This is a genomic window from Sinomonas soli, assembly GCF_054782415.1.
The window spans coordinates 89974-107687 of record NZ_BAAGSN010000016.1; the positions used below are offsets into that span (position 1 = coordinate 89974).

The following is a 17714-nucleotide window of genomic DNA, read 5'->3' on the forward strand; positions in this document are numbered from 1 at the left end:
CAGGCACGGACCGTCTACTGCTTGCTGCAGGCTCCCTCTGCACTCGTGTGCATCAGGAAGCCCTCGGCGGTGCGCAACGAGAAGTTCATTGCTACGCACTCATCGGTCGGGGACTCATCGGGTGTCCATCAGATTTCTGACCCGCTTTCAGCTTGGACGGTGTCCGGCCCGGCGGCAGCCGGGACGGAGGACCTGAAGTAGTCGTCGACGCCGCTGATGTCCACCGGACCCCGGAAGGCTCGGTGGAACGCGCGCCGCCTGACGGCTTGCTTCAGGCATGCCTGGTCGGGATGCAGCCACGCGCCGCGACCGGGCAGCCGGCGGCTGGGGTCCGCGACGACGCGCTGAGCGTCTCCACGGTCCATCACCAGCCGGAGCAGTTCCGACCGGGCTGCCGTCCGGCGGCATCCGATGCAGGTCCGCAGAGGCTGGGCGGTTGTCCGTTCCATCCTTGCTCTCCCACATCGAAGGGGCCGAGCACCCGAGCTGCCTGCCCGGTGCCCTGCCCTGCCGCCGGGCACAGGCCCGGACCTAACTATTCTAGACCCTTCGGGCCCGGATCCCGGAATGCCGTGGAGCCGAGGCCTCAGGCCTGGGCGTCCGAGCCGATGTCGATCCGCCAGCCGGTCAGCTTCGCGGCGAGGCGGGCGTTCTGGCCCTCCTTGCCGATCGCGAGCGAGAGCTGGTAGTCGGGGACGAGGACCCGCGCCGAGCGCGTGGCGTCGTCGACGATCGACACGCTCGTGACCTTCGAGGGCGAGAGGGCGTTCGCGATGAACGTCGCCGGGTCGTCGCTGTAGTCGACGATGTCGATCTTCTCGTCGTTCAGCTCCGTCATGACGGCGCGCACCCGCGAGCCCATCTCGCCGATGCAGGCGCCCTTGGCGTTGACGCCGGGGACGAGCGCGCGCACGGCGATCTTGGTGCGGTGGCCTGCCTCGCGGGCGATCGCGACGATCTCGACGCTGCGGTCCGCGATCTCGGGGACCTCCAGCTCGAACAGCTTCTTGACCAGTCCGGGGTGGGAGCGGGAGAGCGTGATCGAGGGGCCCTTGAGGCCGCGGTGCACGTCCACGACGTAGGCGCGGATGCGGGCGCCGTGCAGGTACTTCTCCCCCGGCACCTGCTCGGGGGGAGGCAGGACGGCCTCGATGGTGCCGAGGCTGACCTGGACCATGTTCGGGTTGTGGCCCTGCTGGATGAGGCCCGCAATGAGTTCGCCCTCGCGGCCCTTGAACTCACCCAGGACGTTGTCGTCCTCCACGTCGCGCAGCCGCTGGAGGATCACCTGGCGGGCCGTCGTTGCGGCGATGCGGCCGAAGCCCTCCGGGGTGTCGTCGAACTCGCCGACGGCGTTGCCCTCGTCGTCGAGCTCGGTGGCCCAGATGGTCACGTGGCCGCTCCGGCGGTCCACCTCCGCCCGGGCCGTCTCGATCGCGCCCGGCGACTTGTGGTAGGCGAGCAGGAGGGCCTGCTCGATCGTCGGGATGAGCTTCTCCACGGGGATGTCCCGCTCGCGCTCCAGCAGGCGGAGCGCGCTCATGTCGATGTCCACTAGGCCTCCTCGGTCTCGTCGGTGTCGTCGTTCTCGGGCCCGTCCGCGGCGGGGCCCAGGTCGGCATCCTCGAGGTGCGAGAACTCGACCTCGACCTTGCCGCTGCGGATGGCGTCGAAGGCCAGCTCGAGCGGGGCACCCGGCTTCGGCTTGACGCCCTTCTTGGCGGGCAGGTCCGGGACGAGGACGATGCCGCCCTCGGTCACCTCGCGCAGGCGGCCCGTGATGTTCTCCTCGCCGATGACGTTGACCCTGACGAGCCGGCCGACCGCCCGGCGCCAGTGGCGCAGCTGGGTGAGGGGGCGCGAGACGCCCGGGGAGGAGACCTCGAGGTCGTAGGGCCGGGTGTCCGCCGCGGGGTCCGCGTCGAGGGCGTCGGAGAGCTCGCGGGAGAGCTCGGCGATGACGTCGAGGCCCACCCCGCCGGTCTCATCGTCCTGCAGGTCGACGACCACGCCCACCGTCCGGTGCTTCCCGGCGGCCTTGACGGAGACGCCCTCGAGGACCAGCTGGCGGGCCTGCACGATGGGCTCGAGCAGCGCGTGGAGACGGGCTTCCTCCCCGCCCGCCTGCGGATCCTGCCCTGCCGGGGTCGGGGCGCCCCGCGAGGGCAGATCGGGCTCGGACATGGGGGTCCGCCTCCTTTTGCTCAGTTGTCCTCCTAGCCTATCTGCTCGGCGCCCGGCCGCGTGACCGGGGCCGGACGCGTGGCATCATCGAGACCGTGAAATCCACCACTGCGCCCCCGGGCCCGTCCGCGCGCCGACGGGGACGCAGGAGCCGCCGGACGGCGCCGCCATGGGTCTGGGCCGCCGTGCTGGTCCTCGCCCTCGCCGTCGGAGCGGGCGGCGCCCTGCTGGCCGCTCCGGGGCCGCCGGCAAGGCTGCCCTCCGCCAACGAGGCTGCGCTGGTGCGGGCGCACGACGGCGCCGCGCGCCTCGCTGCTGCAGCCCGTCGGCTCGCGTCCGGGGGGCAGGACGGCACCCCGTCGGCGGCCGGCACCCCCACCCCGCCCGCCGCTGCCCCCGCTCCCGTCCGGCAGGCCGCCGGGGCGATCGCAGAGGTGCTCGAGCTCCAGGCCCGGGTCCTGGGCGCGTCGGTGCCGGAGGCAGCGGGAACATCGGGCGCAACGGCCGCGGCAACGCCGACCCCGACGTCCCCGGGCTCCGCGGCGGTCTCCCCTGCGGCCCTCACCGCGCAGCTCTCGGGAAGCGCCGCTGCGCTGCGCGGGGACCTGGCCGGGGTCGACGGGCCGACGGCGTCGCTCCTGGCCTCGGTTGCGGCCGGCCAGCAGCTCGAGTCCGAGCGCCTCGGCGCGGCCGCCGGCGTGCCTTCTCCCGACCCGGCTGCAGCCCCGTCCTCCTCGGCGTCCCCGGCCGCGAGCACGTGCCCTTCGGCGTCCGGCTCCTCCGCCGCCGGCACAGCAGGAGGTGCCCCCACGCCGTCGTCCACGGCGGCGTCCGGCGGTTCCCGGCCCCCCGCCGCGACGGTACCGCCGGCGCGCGGACCTGCCGCGGGGCTTGATGCCGTCCAGTCCGCGGAGGAGGCAGCGGTCTGGACCTACACGGTCCTCGCGGCCCGCGCCGGCGCCGCGGAGCGGCCGGGCCTCCTCGCGGCCGTCGGAGTGCACCGCGCCCAGCTCGACGCGCTCGAGGAGGCCGCCGCAGCAGCGTGCGTGGACCTCCCGGCAGCGCAGGCCGGCTTCGCCCTCCCCGCCGATGCCGGCAGCCCGGCCCAGGTGGCCGCCCTCGAAACCTCGGCGACCGCCGCATGGTCGGACCTCGTCGGGGTCGTGGGGGTCCGGACCCGGTCGGCGGCCGCCGGCGGCCTCGAACGGGCGGCCCGTGGCGCCGCCGCAGCCGGGGCGCTCGGTTCCCCTGCCGCCGCCGCCTTCCCCGGACACCGCGCCGCCCAGTCCGCCGCGTCCTCCCCCGCCGCGGCGGCCCCGGTGCCGCCGACCGCCGCCTCCGGGTCCCGGGTGGGCGACGCGCCGTAAGGAAAGCCTTCTCTCGCTGGAAGGCCGGGGGCGCCGGTGTCACAGTGGTGCCATGAGCAGCGACACCCAACTCCACCCCGAGCCCCAGGGCACTGACCTCGCGGCCAAGCTCAACTGGCTCCGCGCCGGCGTGCTCGGCGCGAACGACGGCATCGTCTCCGTCGCCGCCGTCGTCGTCGGCGTTGCCGGCGTCACCGCGGAGAACGGCCCGATCCTCGCCGCCGGCATGGCCGCCGTGGTCGGCGGGGCCATTTCCATGGCGCTGGGCGAGTACGTCTCGGTCAGCAGCCAGAGCGACAGCCAGAAGTCCCTCATCGCCAAGGAGACCGCCGAGCTGAGGGAGCAGCCGGAGGAGGAGTTCGCCGAACTCGTCTCCCTCTACCGGCACAAGGGCCTCTCCGAGCAGACGGCCACGACGGTGGCCAGGGAGCTCACGGCGAAGGACGCCCTCCGCGCCCACCTCGACATCGAGCTCGGCATCGATCCGGACGAGATCGTCAGCCCCTGGCACGCCGCCCTCGCCTCCGCCATCGCCTTCCTCGCCGGCGCCGTGCTGCCGATGCTGACCATGCTGCTGGTGCCTCCTGCGCTGCGCGTTCCGCTGACGTTCGTGATCGTCCTGGTCGCCCTCGCGATCACGGGCTGGGTCGGCGCGTGGATCGGCGGCGGCTCGCGGGCGCGCGCGTCCACCCGCGTGGTGATCGGCGGGGCGATCGCCCTCGCTGCCACCTTCGGGCTCGGCAGTCTGCTGGGGACCACCGGCATCGCATGACGCCCTCCGGAATCATTCCGGAGGCGCTGCTCGCACGCTGCCGGCGCAGCGCCGGAGGCCGGGCATGGCTTGAGGCCGTGCCCGGCCTCCTCGCTGCCCGGCTCGCGGCATGGAATCTGACTCCTGACCTGCCCCCGGGAGGTGCCGCGCACGCCGGGATGTGGGCCTTCGTGGTCCCTGTCCGGCGCGGCGCCGAACGCCTGGCCCTCAAGCTCTCCCGGCCGTTCCCCGAGACGGCCTCGGAGGCGCCCGCCCTGCGGCTCTGGGACGGGCGCGGCGCGGTGCGCCTGCTCGAGGACCACCCTGCCTCCTCCGCGCTGCTGCTCGAGCGGCTCGACGCCGGCCGGCGCCTGCAGGACGTGCCGTTCCCCGAGGCTGCGAGGGTGTGGGGCGCCCTCGTGCGCGAGCTCTCGATCGCCCCGGACGAGCGGCCCGGCTGGGGGCGGTTCGAGCGCATCGACGCCGTGGCCGAGCGCTGGAGCGACGAGCTGCCCGAACGCTGGGACCGCCTGGGCCGACCGTTCCCGCGCTGGCTGCTGGAGGCCGGCCTCGACGCGGCGGCCACCCGCGGCGCGGTGGGCCGGCGGGGCGGGCGGGACGTCCTCGTGCACACCGACCTGCACGGCATGAACGTGCTCGCGACGCCGGGGACCGCGGCGCACGACGGCGGCCCCTCCTTCCGGGCGATCGATCCGCAGGCGTCGGTCGGCGAGGCGGAGTTCGCGGTGGCCCCGATGCTCTGGAACCGCCTCCCCGAGCTGGCCGGGCCGGACGCGCCCGCCGCCCTCCTGGAGCGCTGCGCGCTGCTGGCCCGCGAGGGCGGGCTGGACGCGGAGGCCGCGCGGGCCTGGGCGGTGCTGCGCGAGGTCGAGAACGCGCTCTGGTACGCGGAGCGGCCCGGGCACGAGGGCGACCGTGCGCGCTCCCTCTGGGTCGCGAGTGCGCTGTGCTCGCGGCCGCTGCCCGGGCTCCCCGCGCTCGAGGACCTCGAGCGCCTCGACTGATTCAGAGGCCCTCGGTGGCCGCGAGCGCGTCGCGGACGGCGCCCACGGAGGCCTCCACGTCTTCGGGGCCGGAGGACCAGTTCGCCACGGAGATGCGCAGCACCGACCGGCCGCGCCAGCGTGAGCCGCTCATCCACGCCCGCCCATCCTCCGCCAGGAAGGCCGCGACGGCCTCGGTCCGCGCGTCGGAACCGAACGCCAGGCACACCTGGCTGAACACCACGTCGTTGAGCACCTCGGCGCCCGGGAGCTCCCCGATGCGGCGCGCGAGCTGCTGGGCGTGGTCCACGAGGCCCCCGATGAGGGACTCCACGCCGCTGCGGCCGAGCGAGCGGAGCACGGCCCACACCGGCACCCCGCGGGCCCGGCGGGAGAGCTCCGGGACCTTCTCGAGGGGGTCGCCGGGGCCGTGGTCGCCGTGCGGATCGTGGACGAGGTAGTCGGCATGCATGCCGAGGGCCGTGCGCAGGGCCGGGACGTCGCGGCAGACGACGATCCCGCAGTCGTACGGCACGTTGAGGTTCTTGTGCGCATCCGTGCCCCACGAGTCCGCGGCGTCCATGCCGCGCACGAGCGGGCGCGTCGCGCCGGCCGCGGCCGCCCACAGCCCGAAGGCCCCGGCGACGTGGACCCACGCCCCGTGCTCCCGGGCCGCGGCGATGGCCTCGGCGAAGGGGTCGAACGCGCCGGAGTGGATGTTGCCCGCCTGAAGCACCACGATGGCCGGGCCCGTCCCGGCCTCGAGCGCACGGCCGAGGGCTTCTGGCCGCATCCTGCCCTGGGCGTCCACTGCCACGGCCTCTGGGGCGCCGGGGCGCAGCAGCCGCAGCGCCATGTCCACCGTGTCGTGGCGCTCGGCGCCGACGAGCACGCGCACCCCCGGTGCGCCGGAGAGGCCCCGCTCGTTGACGTCCCAGCCTGCGCGTTCGAGGACCCGCCAGCGCGCTGCGGCGAGCCCGCAGAAGTTGGCCATGCTCGCGCCGGTGGCGAAGCCGACGTCCGCGCCCGCGGGCAGCCCGAGCAGGTCGACGATCCAGCGCCCGGCGGCCTCCTCGGCCGCAGCCGCCGCGGGCGTGGCGAACCTCAGGCCGGCGTTCTGGTCCCACGCCGACACGAGCCAGTCGGCGGCGAGGCCGGCGGGCAGGGTGCCCCCGATCACCCACCCGTAGAAGCGGGCGGAGCCCATCGCCATGAGCCCGGGCTCGGCCAGCCCGGCCAGCAGGTCCACCGTCTCGGCGGCATCGAGGCCGGCCTCGGGCAGGGCGCCGCCGAACGCCTCGGCTGCCTCGTCCGCCGTTGCCCGCGGGCCGACGTGCCGGGAGGGGACGCTGCCCAGCCAGCGCCGGGCATGGTGGTCGGCGCGGGCGAGCGCCTCGGAGTAGTCCTCGGGGCGGAGCATGGCGTGATGCTACGCCGCGCGGCGCCGGGCCGACAGGGCCGGCCCGGTGGCCTCAGGCGAAGTTCTCGTTCCACACGTCGATGCCGAGCTTGACCGCGAGGGCCGCGACGACGGCGAGGAACACCCACCGGATGAACCTGTTGCCCCGGGAGACGGCCATGCGGGCCCCGGTGTACCCGCCGAGCATGTTGGCGGCACCGAGGACGAGCCCGAGCCCCCACAGCAGGACGCCGGAGGGTGCGAAGAGCAGCAGGGCGCCGATGTTCGTGGCCATGTTGACGATCTTGGCCTTCGCGCTCGCCTCCAGGAAGGCGTACCCCATCCCGGAAACGAGCGCGATCACGAGGAACGAGCCTGTGCCGGGTCCGATGAGGCCGTCGTAGAACCCGATCACGGCGCCGAGTCCGCAGGCCGCGGCGAGGTGGCGGCCGCCCTTGAGCCGCAGCTGGGTGTACTGGCCCATCTGCGGGCGGAGCACCGTGAAGAGGGCGACGGCGATGATCGCCGCGAGGATGATCGGTTTGAAGACCCGCGCGGGCAGGGCGGTGGCCAGGGCCGCGCCGCCGAACGCGCCGCCGAGCGCGACGAGCGCCATGGGGACCGCGGTGCGCAGGTCGGGGCGCACGCGCCGCGCATAGGTGACGGCGCTCGTCGTCGTGCCGAAGACCGAGCCCATCTTGTTCGTCGCGAGCGCCTGGACCGGAGTGATGCCGGGGACGGCGAGGAGGGCCGGGAGCTGGATCAGGCCGCCGCCGCCCACGACGGCGTCGACCCAGCCCGCGCAGAACCCGGCCACGACCACGAGGGCCACGGTCAGGGGGTCGACGGCCTCGAAGCCGCTCAGCACGCCGGCGCGCTCAGGCGCCGCGGACGGCGGCGACGACGTGGTCGACGACCTCGCCGACCGGCACGTCCTCTGCGGTCCCGGAACGGCGGTCCTTGACCTCGAGCACGCCGGAGGGGAGGCCCTTGCCGACGGCCACGATCGTCGGGACGCCGATGAGCTCCGCGTCGCCGAACTTCACGCCCGGCGAGACCTTGGGCCGGTCGTCCAGCATGACGGTCAGGCCGCGGGCCTCGAGCTCGGCAGTGATCCGCTCGGCCTCGGCGAAGATCTCCTCGCCGCGGCCGACGGCCACGACGTGGACGTCTGCCGGGGCCACGGCGCGCGGCCAGACGAGGCCGCGGTCATCGTGGTTGGACTCGGCGAGGGCGGCGACCGCGCGGGTGACGCCCACGCCGTACGAGCCCATCGTGACGGTGACCTGCTTGCCGTTCGCGTCGAGGACCTTGAGCCCGAGCGCCTCGGCGTACTTGCGGCCCAGCTGGAAGATGTGGCCCATCTCGATCCCGCGCGCGGTCTCGAGCGGGCCCGAGCCGTCGGGGGCAGGGTCGCCGGCGCGCACCTCGGTGCACTCGATGACGCCGTCCCAGCCGAAGTCACGCCCGGCCACGAGGCCGTAGACGTGCTTGCCGGGCTCGTTCGCGCCCGTGATCCAGCGCGTGCCGGCCACGACCCGCGGATCGACGAGGTAGAGCACCTTGGCCGCTCCCTCGAGTCCCAGCACCGGCTTGTCCAGCGCGAGGCCCGGGCCGATGTAGCCCTTGACGAGGGCGGTGTTCGCGCGGAGCTCCTCTTCACTCGCCGGGTCAAGGCCGATCTCGCCGGCGACCGGCAGGAAGGCGCCGATGTTGGCTTCGACGCGCTTGAGGTCCACCGCACGGTCTCCCGGCACGCCGATGGCCACGAGCTGCTTCTCGCCCGTGGGGAGCGTGACGGTGAGGACCACGTTCTTCAGGGTGTCCGCCGCGGTCCAGGGACGCTCGGGGTTGGGGAAGATCGTCTGGGACGCCGCGACGAGCGTCTCGATGGTCGGGGTGTCCGGGGTGTCGAGCACCTGCGCCGCGGGCGCGCCGCTGTAGTCGACCGCCTCGGGCACCACGGTGGTGACGGCCTCGACGTTGGCCGCGTAGCCGCCCGGCGAGCGGACGAACGTGTCCTCGCCGATCTCGGTCGGGTGCAGGAACTCCTCGCTCCGGGAGCCGCCCATGGCTCCGGCGGTCGCCCTGACCGGGACCACCTCGAGGCCGAGGCGGGCGAAGATCTTCAGGTACGCCTCGCGGTGCCGCGCATAGCTCGCGTCGAGGCCCGCGTCGTCGACGTCGAACGAGTAGGAGTCCTTCATGATGAACTCGCGCCCGCGCAGCAGGCCGGCCCGCGGGCGGGCCTCGTCGCGGTACTTGTTCTGGATCTGGTACAGCGAGAGCGGCAGGTCCTTGTACGAGGAATACAGGTCCTTCACGAGGAGGGTGAACATCTCCTCGTGCGTGGGGGCCAGGAGGTAGTCGGCGTCCTTGCGGTCCTTGAGCCGGAAGATCCCCTCGCCGTACTCGGTCCACCGGTTCGTGGCCTCGTAGGGCTCCTTGGGCAGCAGCGCGGGGAAGTGCACCTCCTGCGCGCCGATCGCGGCCATCTCCTCGCGGATGACCTGCTCTACCTTCCGCAGGACCGCCAGCCCGAGCGGGAGCCACGTGTAGATGCCCGGCGCGGCGCGGCGGATGTAGCCGGCGCGGACGAGGAGCCTGTGGCTCGCGACCTCGGCGTCGGCGGGATCCTCGCGCAGGGTGCGCAGGAACAGGGTGGAGAGTCGCAGGACCACGCGGGCATCCGTTCTCGTATCTGGGCCCGTCGGGCAGGCGGCCGGGCGGGCGAAGAGGGCTGGAAAGTCAGCTACCAATGTATCCCAGCGGCGCAGCCCCCCACGCCCCCTCCCCCACGTCTGGGGGTCACCTTCTGGGGTCGCCTCCTGCGGGCGGCGGCCCGGAGAGGTGGTCCGCTCCGGCGCCCGACGGCGACCACGCGCCGTCGGGCGCCCCCCTCACCGGCGGCGAGCCGCAGCACCTGACCTCCAGGACCTGACCTTCAGAAGGTGACTCCCAGGAGGCGACTGCCAGAAGGAGCGGCGGCTCACTTCGCGGGAGCGACGTCGAACACTCCGTGCGCGCCGCGTTCCGCGTCCACCATGTAGTGGCTCACGAACGGGTAGTGCCCCGCTTCGGGGAACGTGAGGTCCACGAAGCCTCCCTGGGCGGGTGCGAGGTCGAGGGCCTGGGATGCGCCCGCCTGTGTCCCGCCCGGCCCCGGGGCAAGCCGGTACGCGCCCTCCGCCCAGACCGCGGCGAACTGGGCCCCCACCACATGGAACGATGTCGCGCGGCCGGGGCCGGCGTCGAGCACCCACACGCGCACCCGCTCGCCGGCGCGCACGGCGAGCGGCGCGGCGTCGTACTGGTTCGGGTACCCGTTGAACACCACGGCGTCCGGGGTGCCCGCGGCGATCTTCGCCGGGTCCGCGATCCCCGGCGCGCCGTTCGACGCCGCGCCGCGGTACTGCTCGCTCTGGACGAGCACGAACTCGTGGTCCACCGGGGGCGCATCCGGCGGGTCGACCACCACCGCGCCGAACATCCCGTTCGCGATGTGCAGGGACATCGGCATGGTGGAGCAGTGGTACATCCAGATCCCCGGCTGGGTGGCCCTGAACGTGTACGTGAGCCGCTGGCCCGGGTCGATGGTCCGCATCGGCCCGTCGGGGGCGAGCGCGCCGGCGTGGAAGTCGATCGAGTGCCCGGCGGAGGCGTCGTTGACGAGCGTCACCTCGAACGTGTCCCCCACCCTGCCGTGCAGCACGGGCCCGGGCGCCGTGCCGTTGTACGTCCACAGGGTCTGGGTGACGCCGGGGGCGACCTCGGCCACCGTGTCGCGCACCGTCAGCGTCACGCGGTGCACCGTGCCCGCGGGCACCGCGGGAAGGTCCGGCGGGTAGGGGGTGTGCGGGGCGGCCGGGGCGCCCGAGGAGGCGTGCTGCATGCCCGGCATGTCCATGCTCCCCGGGGCGGGGACGGCCGCCGCGGAGGGCTGCGGGGCGCCGGTCACGGTAACCCGGAACACCATGCCCATCTGCCGGTGGCCCACCACGGAGCACCAGCCGTCCACGGACTGCGCCATGACACCGGCGTCGAGCTCTCCGCTCCTGCCGGGGTAGATCCGGGAGGAGTCCTGGCCGGTGGCGAGGACGAGGTCGTGGGCGGTCTGGTCCCTGTTCGTCAGGCGGATCACGAGGCGGTCTCCGGCCGGGACGCTGACCGTGTCGGGCACGAAGCGCATCCCGGACATCGCGACGTCCACCGTCGTGGTGCGCCCGGTCGGTGCGACCGCGGCCCCTCCGGCCGCGGCGGCCGCGGGGCTCCCGCCTCCGGGGACGGGGAGGACGGACGGGTCGGCGGCCACGCCGGCGACCACCGCCGCGAGCAGCACCGCGAGTCCCACCGCGCCGGAGCCGAGGCGGCTGCGCACCGAGGCGCCCGCCTCGACCGGCCCGGAGCCGCCGGGGCGGCGCGCCCGCTCCTCCCGGTCGCCGGGGTCGCGCCGGGGGCGGCGCAGGAAGGCGCGCCCGGCGAGCCACACGAATCCCACGAGGGCCCCGAGACCCGCCACCGCCGCCGCGACGCGGACGGTGCTGGGCACGGGCAGGAGGTAGAGGGCGAGTGCGCCGTTGGCGAGTGCCACGCGGAGCCAGGCGCCGGCGTCGAGCGTCTCGGTGCGCCGGCGGACCTCCGCGGGGCCGCCGCCGAGCACCACGGGCAGCAGGTAGGACAGTGCGCCCGCGAGCACCTGGGCGGCGAAGCCGGCGGCGAGCGCCGGCGTGAGGCCGCCGAGGGCCACGTGGAGCGCCTCCCAGTCGGGAGCCGTCAGGCACAGCCACGCGAGGCGGGCCAGCGCGCCCAGGAGCCAGACGAGCGAGGCGACGGCCGACAGCGGGGCGAACGCCACCGGCGCCTTGCGACGCACCGACCGGGCGAGCGGGACCGCGGAGACGAGCACCCCGGCGAGGAAGAGCACGACGCCGGCCCCCGCCGCCGCGCGCACCCCCGCCAGGGCGCCTCCCGCGGTGAGGCCGACCCCCGCGAGGAGGACCCAGAGGGCCCGGCGGGCGACGGGCTCGGCGGAGTCGTCGGCCCGTGTGCGCAGCATCGTCGGAAGGAGGGTCACGAGCGTGCCGAGGACGCTCAGGCCGACCCACCCGAGGAGGTTGAGGGACTCGTGCGCGAGCAGGAGCCGGGCGTGCAGGTCGCCGCCGTCGTCGGTCCCCGGGAGCGCGAGCAGTGCCCCCGCCGCGGCGCCGAAGGGCAGGAGCGCGCACGCGGCGAGGTAGTAGCGCAGGGTGGACCGGAAGCGCGAGGGCAGCGCCCGTCGGAGCCTGACCAGCAGCGCGGCCCCGTGCCATCCAGCCGCCGCGCCCACGGCGGCGGCGCCGGACACCGCCAGCGGCCACACCCCGGCCACGACTCCCGCCATCGCGGCGGCGGCACCCACGTTGAGGAGCACGAGCCGCACCGCGAGCGCCCGCCGCGACGGCATCGGCAGCCGCAGCAGCGCCTCGGCGAAGTGCCACGAGTAGACGAGGATGGCGTTCGTCACCGCGCCCAGGAGCGCGAGGTGCACCAGCAGCCACCCCGAGGCCGGGATGCCGCGGTGGATCCCCGAGAGGACCGCGATGGCGAGCAGCCACACAAGCGTGGGGACGTTGGCCCAGCGGTGCCACTGGGCCCGCCCGGTGCGTGCCTGGCGGCCGGGGGCCGCCGGATCGGCGGCCGTGGGAGGGACGGTGGGCATCATGGGCGGGGCTCCCCTGCGGTTCTGGGCCCGCTGGCCGTTCTGGGTTCGTTGGAGGTTCTGGGCCCATTGGTGCTTCTGGGTTGGCCCGGGCGGGCCGCCGACCAGGCGGCGAGCACCACGAACGCCAGGACGGCGAGGACGTTCCCGGCCCCGCCCCACTGCCAGGCCACCGTGTCTCCCCGCGCGTCCCCGAGGCCGAGCCGCAGCAGCAGCGTCGCGTGCAGGAGCACCGCCGGGACCCACATGGCCGGCCGGTACGGGAGCGGGCGGCGCAGCACGGCCGGGAGGATCACGGGCGCGTGGGCCATGACCATGGACATGACGAACCCGAGGAAGACCGCGTGCAGGAGCGCGTCGTACGCCGCTCCCGAGGGAGCGCCCGGGACGAGGAGGCACACGCCGGCGGCCACCGCGAGCCACGCGTAGCCCGCGAGGAGGCACGCAGCGACGTACCGCGGCAGGCCGGACGAGCGCACTGTGGCGCGGGCGACGTCGTACCGCACGAGCCACGCGGCGAGCGCGAGCACGGCGAGGCCGAAGAGCGGATACCCGGCGCCCGGCCACAGCATCGCGGCGGGGCACAGCGCCACGAGCGCGGCGTTCGCCGCGACGAGGAGCGGCTCGGCCCAACGGCCTCGGATCCGCAGGCGGGCCAGCTCGAGCCGCTCCCCGGCGATGGTGGCGAGGAGGAACGCGGCGAGCCAGGGCACGACGGTGGGCACGGCCACCCCGGCGGCCAGGAGCCCGGCGGCCCCGGCGGCCGCCACGGCCCCGAGCGCCTGGACGAGCACCGCCGGGTCCCGCTGCCGGCGCCACAGCGGCACGTACACGAGGGCGAAGGCGATCGCGCCCGCCAGCAGCGCGAGGCGTGCAGGCCACGCGGGGCCCCAGGGCGCGAGCTCGGCGAGCGCGCCGCCGCCGAGCAGGGCGGGGGCCGCGTAGCCCCAGGCCCGGCGGAGCGCGACCGCCCGTTCGAGCGCGATGAGCGTGCCCACGAAGCCGAGCACCATGAGGGTCCCATGGTCTGCCGGCAGCAGGGGCGCCGCGTGGCCGCCCACCGGCGCCGGAAGCCCGAGCAGCACCAGGGCCGCATCGAGTCCCGCGAGGAGCGAGGCACCGCCCACGGCGAGGAGCAGCACACGGTGCCAGACCACCGTTCCGGGGCGGGGGCGGCGCGCGGCGGCCGGGCTGCGGGGACCGGCCGTGCGCGGTCCGGCGTCCCGGGCGCCGGCATCCCGGCTCATGCCGGGCCGATCGTGAGCAGGCAAGCGCCCGGCTCGGCGAAGGGCTCGAGCCGGGCGCGCAGGCCGGGCTGGCCGAGCAGCAGCAGGGACTCGTCGACGAGGCCCGCATGGACCGAGCAGACGACCCGTGGTTCGTCCCTCGCGGCGGCTAGGAGCGGGCACGCCACGAGTCGGACGCGCTCCCCGGCGTCCTCGGCATCCGCCGGGGCCCCAGCCGCGGGTGCCGGGGCGATCGCGAAGCCGAGCTCGTCGAGCTCGGTGAGCACGCGGCGTCGGGCGTCCTCGGCCGAGACCGGGCCGGCGGCCGGCGCGAGGGCGCGCCGCGCCCAGCTCCGGCCCGCCTCGGCGCCCGCCGCCGCAGGGTCGGGGGCGAGCCGGGCCACCTCCGCCGCGAGCACCCCGGCGAGGGCGGCGTAGCCAGGGGCCTGGGGAGCCAGCTCGGCGGGACGGTACCGCTTCGCCGGCCGCCCGCGCCGGCCCTCCCGTGTGGAGGCACCCGCGGCGGCCTCGAGGAGCCCCGCCGCCGCGAGGGCCTCGAGGTGCTCGCGGACCGTGTTGGGGTGCTGCCCCGTCTCGCCGGCGAGCTCGTCGACGGTGCACGGGGTGCGCCGTGCCCTGACGAGGTCGAGCACTGCTGCGCGGGCGCCCGAGAGCGGCATGGCGGGACCGGGGGCGGCGGGCTGGGGACCGAGCGGACTATTTTCCACGGAATTTATTGTAGTAAAGTTTCGGCCAGCAGACCCGATCGGAAGGACGTGCCGTGGAATACACCGCAGAGAACCCCCTCACCCTGACCCAGAAGGCCTCGTGCGCCTGCGGGGAGCACGACGGCGAGGGGTTCCCCGAGCTCGACGTGCGGGTCATCCCCCACGCCATCCGCCACGCGACGATCTTCGGCGCCCTGGACTCGCTCGCCGTGGGCGCCGGTCTCGTGATCATCGCCAACCACGCGCCGCTGCCGCTCCTCGCCCAGGTTGAGCAGCGCTACCGCGAGGGCGCCTTCGACGTCTCCTACCTCTCCGAGGGTCCGGTGGAATGGAAGGTCCAGTTCCGCCGGGAGGCGTGAGCGCATCCTCTTGACGGCGCGCCGGGGCGGGCCTAGCCTCCGATTCACCACGTGATGAATTGGCATCCCAGCCCTGGAGCATCCCATGCCGCACACCCCAGCCCATGCCGCCGCGACCGCCCCGGCCATCGAGGCGGACGCCCTGTCCGTCCGCATCCGGCGCCGACCCATCCTCCACGAGCTGGGCTTCACGGTCCCGGCCGGCCGGGTCACCGGGCTGCTCGGCCCGTCCGGAAGCGGCAAGAGCACGCTCATGCGGTCCATCGTGGGAGTCCAGAAGCTCTGGAGGGGATCCCTGACCGTCCTCGGCAGGCCAGCCGGCTCGGCGCCCCTGCGCCACGCGATCGGCTACATGACGCAGGAGCCCAGCGTCTACCGGGACCTCACGGTGCTCGACAACGTCAAGTACTTCGGAGCCCTCCACGGCAAGTCCGCCGCGGAGGCCCGGGCGGCAGTCACCGCCGTCGGCCTCGCAGACCTCGCCCGGCGGCGCGCGGCGGACCTCTCCGGCGGCCAGTTCAGCAGGGTCTCGCTCGCGTGCGCCCTCGTCGGGGAGCCCCAGCTCCTCGTCCTCGACGAGCCCACAGTGGGACTCGACCCCGTGCTGCGCGTGGACCTGTGGGACAGGTTCAGGGCGCTCGCCCACAGCGGCGCGACCCTGCTGGTCTCCAGCCACGTCATGGAGGAGGCGGCGCGCTGCGACTCGCTCCTCCTGCTGCGGGAAGGGCGCCTCCTCGGCCAGCTCACCCCGGATGCCCTCCGCGAGCGCGGCGGGAGCAGCGACCTCGAGCAGGCGTTCCTCGGCATCATCCGTGCCGACCTCGACCGGCAGGCCGCGGGCCTGCCGCTCCCGGCCAGGGAGCATGCGGCATGAACCCGCGGATGCTGTGGGCCACCACCGCGCGCGTGCTCAAGCAGCTGGGGCACGACCACCGCAGCCTCGCCATGATCGTCGTCGTGCCGTCGGCACTGCTCGCGATCGTGTACTGGCTCTACGAGAACGAGGTCCTCCCTCCCGGGGCGCCCCGCACTTTCGACCGCGTGGGACTGATCATGCTCGCGATCTTCCCGTTCATCGTGATGTTCCTCATCACCTCGATCACGATGCTGCGGGAGCGCACCACCGGCACGCTCGAGCGGCTCATGACCACGCCGATCCACACGGGCGACCTCCTCTTCGGCTACGGGATCGCGTTCTCGCTCATGGCCGCCCTCCAGTCGGCGATCGCCACGGCCGTGGCCTACTGGGTGTTCCACCTGGACATCAGGGGCAACGGCGGCTTCGTGGTGCTCGTCGCCGTGGTCAACGCGGTCCTCGGGGTGGCCCTCGGCCTGTTCTGCAGCGCCTTCGCCCGCACGGAGTTCCAGGCCGTCCAGTTCATGCCGGTCGTGGTGATCCCCCAGATCCTCCTGTGCGGACTCTTCGTGCCGGGCGACCGCATGAACGACGTGTTCGAGGCCGTCTCGGACTGGATGCCGCTGACCTACTCGGTCAATGCGCTCCAGGAGATCGCCAAGAACACCGAGCCCACCCGGACCATGTGGCGCGACTTCGGCATCATGGCCGCCATCGTGGTCGGACTGCTCGTCCTGGCCTCGTCCACCCTGCCCCGGAAGAGCTCGTGAGCACGCAGCGCCGCGGCCGCCCGGACGACGGCGGCGACCGCCGCGCGCGGATCGTCGCCGCGGCCGGACGGCTCTTCGCCGAGCAGGGGTTCGATGCCGTGAGCCTGCGCCAGATCGCCCGGGAGGCCAGGGTCGACCCCGCGCTCGTGCACCACTACTTCGACGGGAAGGAGGCGCTCTTCTCGGCCGCGGTGGCGCTGCCGGCAGACCCCGGAGACCTCCTCGCGGGGCTGTCCGCCTCCACGTCCGAGGGGCGCGGACGGTACGTGGCGCATGCCGTCCTGACGCTGTGGGAGGGCCCGCAGCGCCGCGTGCTCGCGGCGTTCTTCCGCGCGACGATCGGCTCGGCGGCGCGGACGCGGCTGCTCCGCGAGGTCGTGCGCCGCAGGATCCTCGTCCGGGTCGCCGAGGGCCTGCCGTATGACGAGGCCGAGCGGTCGCTGCGCGCGTCGCTGGCCGCGACCCAGGTGGTCGGGTTCCTCCTCGCCCGGTACATCGTCGAGCTCGAGCCGATCGCCTCGCTGCCCGCCGAGCGTGCGGAGGAACTCCTCGCCCCGGCGCTCGAGCGCCACCTCACCGGCCCGCTGTCCGCGCCCGGGGGCTGGGCCTCGGCCTAGAGCGGCAGCCGGGCCAGCGCCATGTCGGTGTAGCCGCGGACGGTGGCCGCGGCGTCGTCCGCCTGCGCGTCGACGAGGAGGACCTCCACGACCACGGTCCCCTTGGCCGCGAGCGCCCGGACGACCCTGCGCTCCTGGGGCGTGCCGCCGCCGCTGTCCGGGACCTGCGCCGTGGACGTGACCATGACCGCGTCCTGGGCGTCGGCGCCCGGGTCCGCCGCGGCCGCCGCGACGGGCACCCGCCGGCCCCCCAGCGACGCCTGGAAGCGCCCGCACGCTGCGGCGGCCTTCTTCAGGGCGGCGACTTCTGCCGCGGCATCCTCGGGCGTCGCCCGGCTCTTCAGCCCCACTGCGGTGTGCTGGGCGTGGCTGTCCGAGGGGGCGACCACGAGCGCGGCGGTGGCGCGGTCGAGGCCCGCGGGCGTGGACGGAGCGGTGAGGGCTGCGCACGCTGCCGGGGCAGCGTCCGCGAGCAGCCCGGGGACGGCGGCCTCCTTCTGGGCCGTGAGCTGCGGGGCGTCCAGGACCGAGCCGCCGAGCCTGAGCGCCGTCTTGGCCGCTGCGGCCGTCCCGACGAGTTCGTCCCCCGTGAAGCTGCGCTGCTCGCCGGAGGCGTTGAGTCCGGGGCCGCCCTGTCCCGAGGAGGGCGGGACCTGCACGCCGGCGCGGCAGCCCGCCAGGGCGCCGACGGCGAGCACCGCGGAGACTGCCGCGAGCGCGCTGCGCTGCCACGGCGCTGACAGTGGACGCACGTC

The 17714-nt window shown here is 74.9% G+C and carries 17 protein-coding genes; 7 read left to right on the forward strand and 10 right to left on the reverse strand.

All coding sequences use genetic code 11. The annotated features are described in order from the left end of the window. Positions 1-128: 128 nt before the first annotated feature. From ACYVKZ_RS16285 to ACYVKZ_RS16295, 3 genes are all read right to left on the reverse strand, one after another. Complete coding sequence (locus ACYVKZ_RS16285) at positions 129-449, reverse strand: YlxR family protein (RefSeq protein ID WP_460993292.1); 321 nt, start codon at positions 447-449, stop codon at positions 129-131. A gap of 137 nt (positions 450-586) precedes the next feature. Next, positions 587-1555: a transcription termination factor NusA gene (nusA, locus tag ACYVKZ_RS16290; protein ID WP_307005952.1), complete on the reverse strand. Its 969-nt coding sequence runs from the start codon at positions 1553-1555 to the stop codon at positions 587-589. Continuing rightward, entirely contained in the window at positions 1555-2184 is a 630-nt protein-coding gene (locus tag ACYVKZ_RS16295) for a ribosome maturation factor RimP (protein ID WP_460993295.1), read from the reverse strand. Before ACYVKZ_RS16295 ends, nusA begins: the two co-directional genes overlap by 1 nt. A 95-nt stretch (positions 2185-2279) precedes the next feature. Here ACYVKZ_RS16295 and ACYVKZ_RS16300 point away from each other — a divergent pair, with 95 nt between their 5' ends. From ACYVKZ_RS16300 to ACYVKZ_RS16310, 3 genes are read left to right on the forward strand one after another with little or no spacing between them, the layout of a single operon-like run. Further along, on the forward strand, positions 2280-3551 hold the full coding sequence (locus tag ACYVKZ_RS16300; RefSeq protein ID WP_460993297.1) for a DUF4439 domain-containing protein: 1272 nt from the start codon (positions 2280-2282) through the stop codon (positions 3549-3551). A 52-nt stretch (positions 3552-3603) separates the two neighbouring features. Further along, positions 3604-4323 (forward strand): VIT1/CCC1 transporter family protein, encoded by a 720-nt coding sequence (locus tag ACYVKZ_RS16305; RefSeq protein WP_460993298.1) that lies wholly within the window; start codon positions 3604-3606, stop codon positions 4321-4323. Next, the gene (locus ACYVKZ_RS16310) at positions 4320-5327 is read left to right on the forward strand and encodes an aminoglycoside phosphotransferase family protein (RefSeq protein ID WP_460993299.1); all 1008 of its coding nucleotides are present in this window, start codon (positions 4320-4322) and stop codon (positions 5325-5327) included. The genes ACYVKZ_RS16305 and ACYVKZ_RS16310 overlap by 4 nt, the downstream gene beginning before the upstream one ends. 1 nt (position 5328) lies before the next feature. Here the strand turns inward: ACYVKZ_RS16310 and ACYVKZ_RS16315 are convergent, their stop codons facing one another. The 6 genes from ACYVKZ_RS16315 to ACYVKZ_RS16340 all read right to left on the reverse strand — a co-directional run bounded on the left by ACYVKZ_RS16315 (position 5329) and on the right by ACYVKZ_RS16340 (position 14357). Then, on the reverse strand, positions 5329-6726 hold the full coding sequence (locus ACYVKZ_RS16315; RefSeq protein ID WP_460993301.1) for a pyridoxal phosphate-dependent decarboxylase family protein: 1398 nt from the start codon (positions 6724-6726) through the stop codon (positions 5329-5331). Between the two features lie 52 nt (positions 6727-6778). Further along, positions 6779-7573, reverse strand: a complete 795-nt coding sequence (locus ACYVKZ_RS16320; RefSeq protein ID WP_460993303.1) for a sulfite exporter TauE/SafE family protein — start codon at positions 7571-7573, stop codon at positions 6779-6781. Positions 7574-7583: 10 nt separating this feature from the next. Beyond that, entirely contained in the window at positions 7584-9386 is a 1803-nt protein-coding gene (locus ACYVKZ_RS16325) for a proline--tRNA ligase (protein ID WP_460993305.1), read from the reverse strand. Between the two features lie 308 nt (positions 9387-9694). Beyond that, positions 9695-12406, reverse strand: a complete 2712-nt coding sequence (locus tag ACYVKZ_RS16330) for a multicopper oxidase domain-containing protein (protein WP_460993307.1) — start codon at positions 12404-12406, stop codon at positions 9695-9697. After that, positions 12403-13650 (reverse strand): hypothetical protein, encoded by a 1248-nt coding sequence (locus ACYVKZ_RS16335; protein ID WP_460993309.1) that lies wholly within the window; start codon positions 13648-13650, stop codon positions 12403-12405. The genes ACYVKZ_RS16330 and ACYVKZ_RS16335 overlap by 4 nt, the downstream gene beginning before the upstream one ends. Continuing rightward, a complete protein-coding gene (locus ACYVKZ_RS16340; protein WP_460993311.1) occupies positions 13647-14357 on the reverse strand; it encodes a helix-turn-helix domain-containing protein in 711 nt (236 codons plus the stop codon). The genes ACYVKZ_RS16335 and ACYVKZ_RS16340 overlap by 4 nt, the downstream gene beginning before the upstream one ends. A 53-nt stretch (positions 14358-14410) precedes the next feature. Here ACYVKZ_RS16340 and ACYVKZ_RS16345 point away from each other — a divergent pair, with 53 nt between their 5' ends. The 4 genes from ACYVKZ_RS16345 to ACYVKZ_RS16360 all read left to right on the forward strand — a co-directional run bounded on the left by ACYVKZ_RS16345 (position 14411) and on the right by ACYVKZ_RS16360 (position 16959). After that, positions 14411-14716: a DUF2249 domain-containing protein gene (locus ACYVKZ_RS16345; protein WP_460993313.1), complete on the forward strand. Its 306-nt coding sequence runs from the start codon at positions 14411-14413 to the stop codon at positions 14714-14716. Between the two features lie 85 nt (positions 14717-14801). After that, entirely contained in the window at positions 14802-15590 is a 789-nt protein-coding gene (locus ACYVKZ_RS16350; RefSeq protein WP_460993315.1) for an ABC transporter ATP-binding protein, read from the forward strand. Next, on the forward strand, positions 15587-16342 hold the full coding sequence (locus ACYVKZ_RS16355) for an ABC transporter permease (RefSeq protein WP_460993317.1): 756 nt from the start codon (positions 15587-15589) through the stop codon (positions 16340-16342). Before ACYVKZ_RS16350 ends, ACYVKZ_RS16355 begins: the two co-directional genes overlap by 4 nt. Further along, positions 16339-16959 (forward strand): TetR/AcrR family transcriptional regulator, encoded by a 621-nt coding sequence (locus ACYVKZ_RS16360; protein WP_460993319.1) that lies wholly within the window; start codon positions 16339-16341, stop codon positions 16957-16959. The genes ACYVKZ_RS16355 and ACYVKZ_RS16360 overlap by 4 nt, the downstream gene beginning before the upstream one ends. On the opposite strand, the gene ACYVKZ_RS16365 is transcribed toward ACYVKZ_RS16360, so the two are convergent. Then, positions 16956-17711, reverse strand: a complete 756-nt coding sequence (locus ACYVKZ_RS16365) for a hypothetical protein (RefSeq protein ID WP_460993321.1) — start codon at positions 17709-17711, stop codon at positions 16956-16958. The genes ACYVKZ_RS16360 and ACYVKZ_RS16365 overlap by 4 nt on opposite strands. Positions 17712-17714 lie beyond the last annotated feature (3 nt).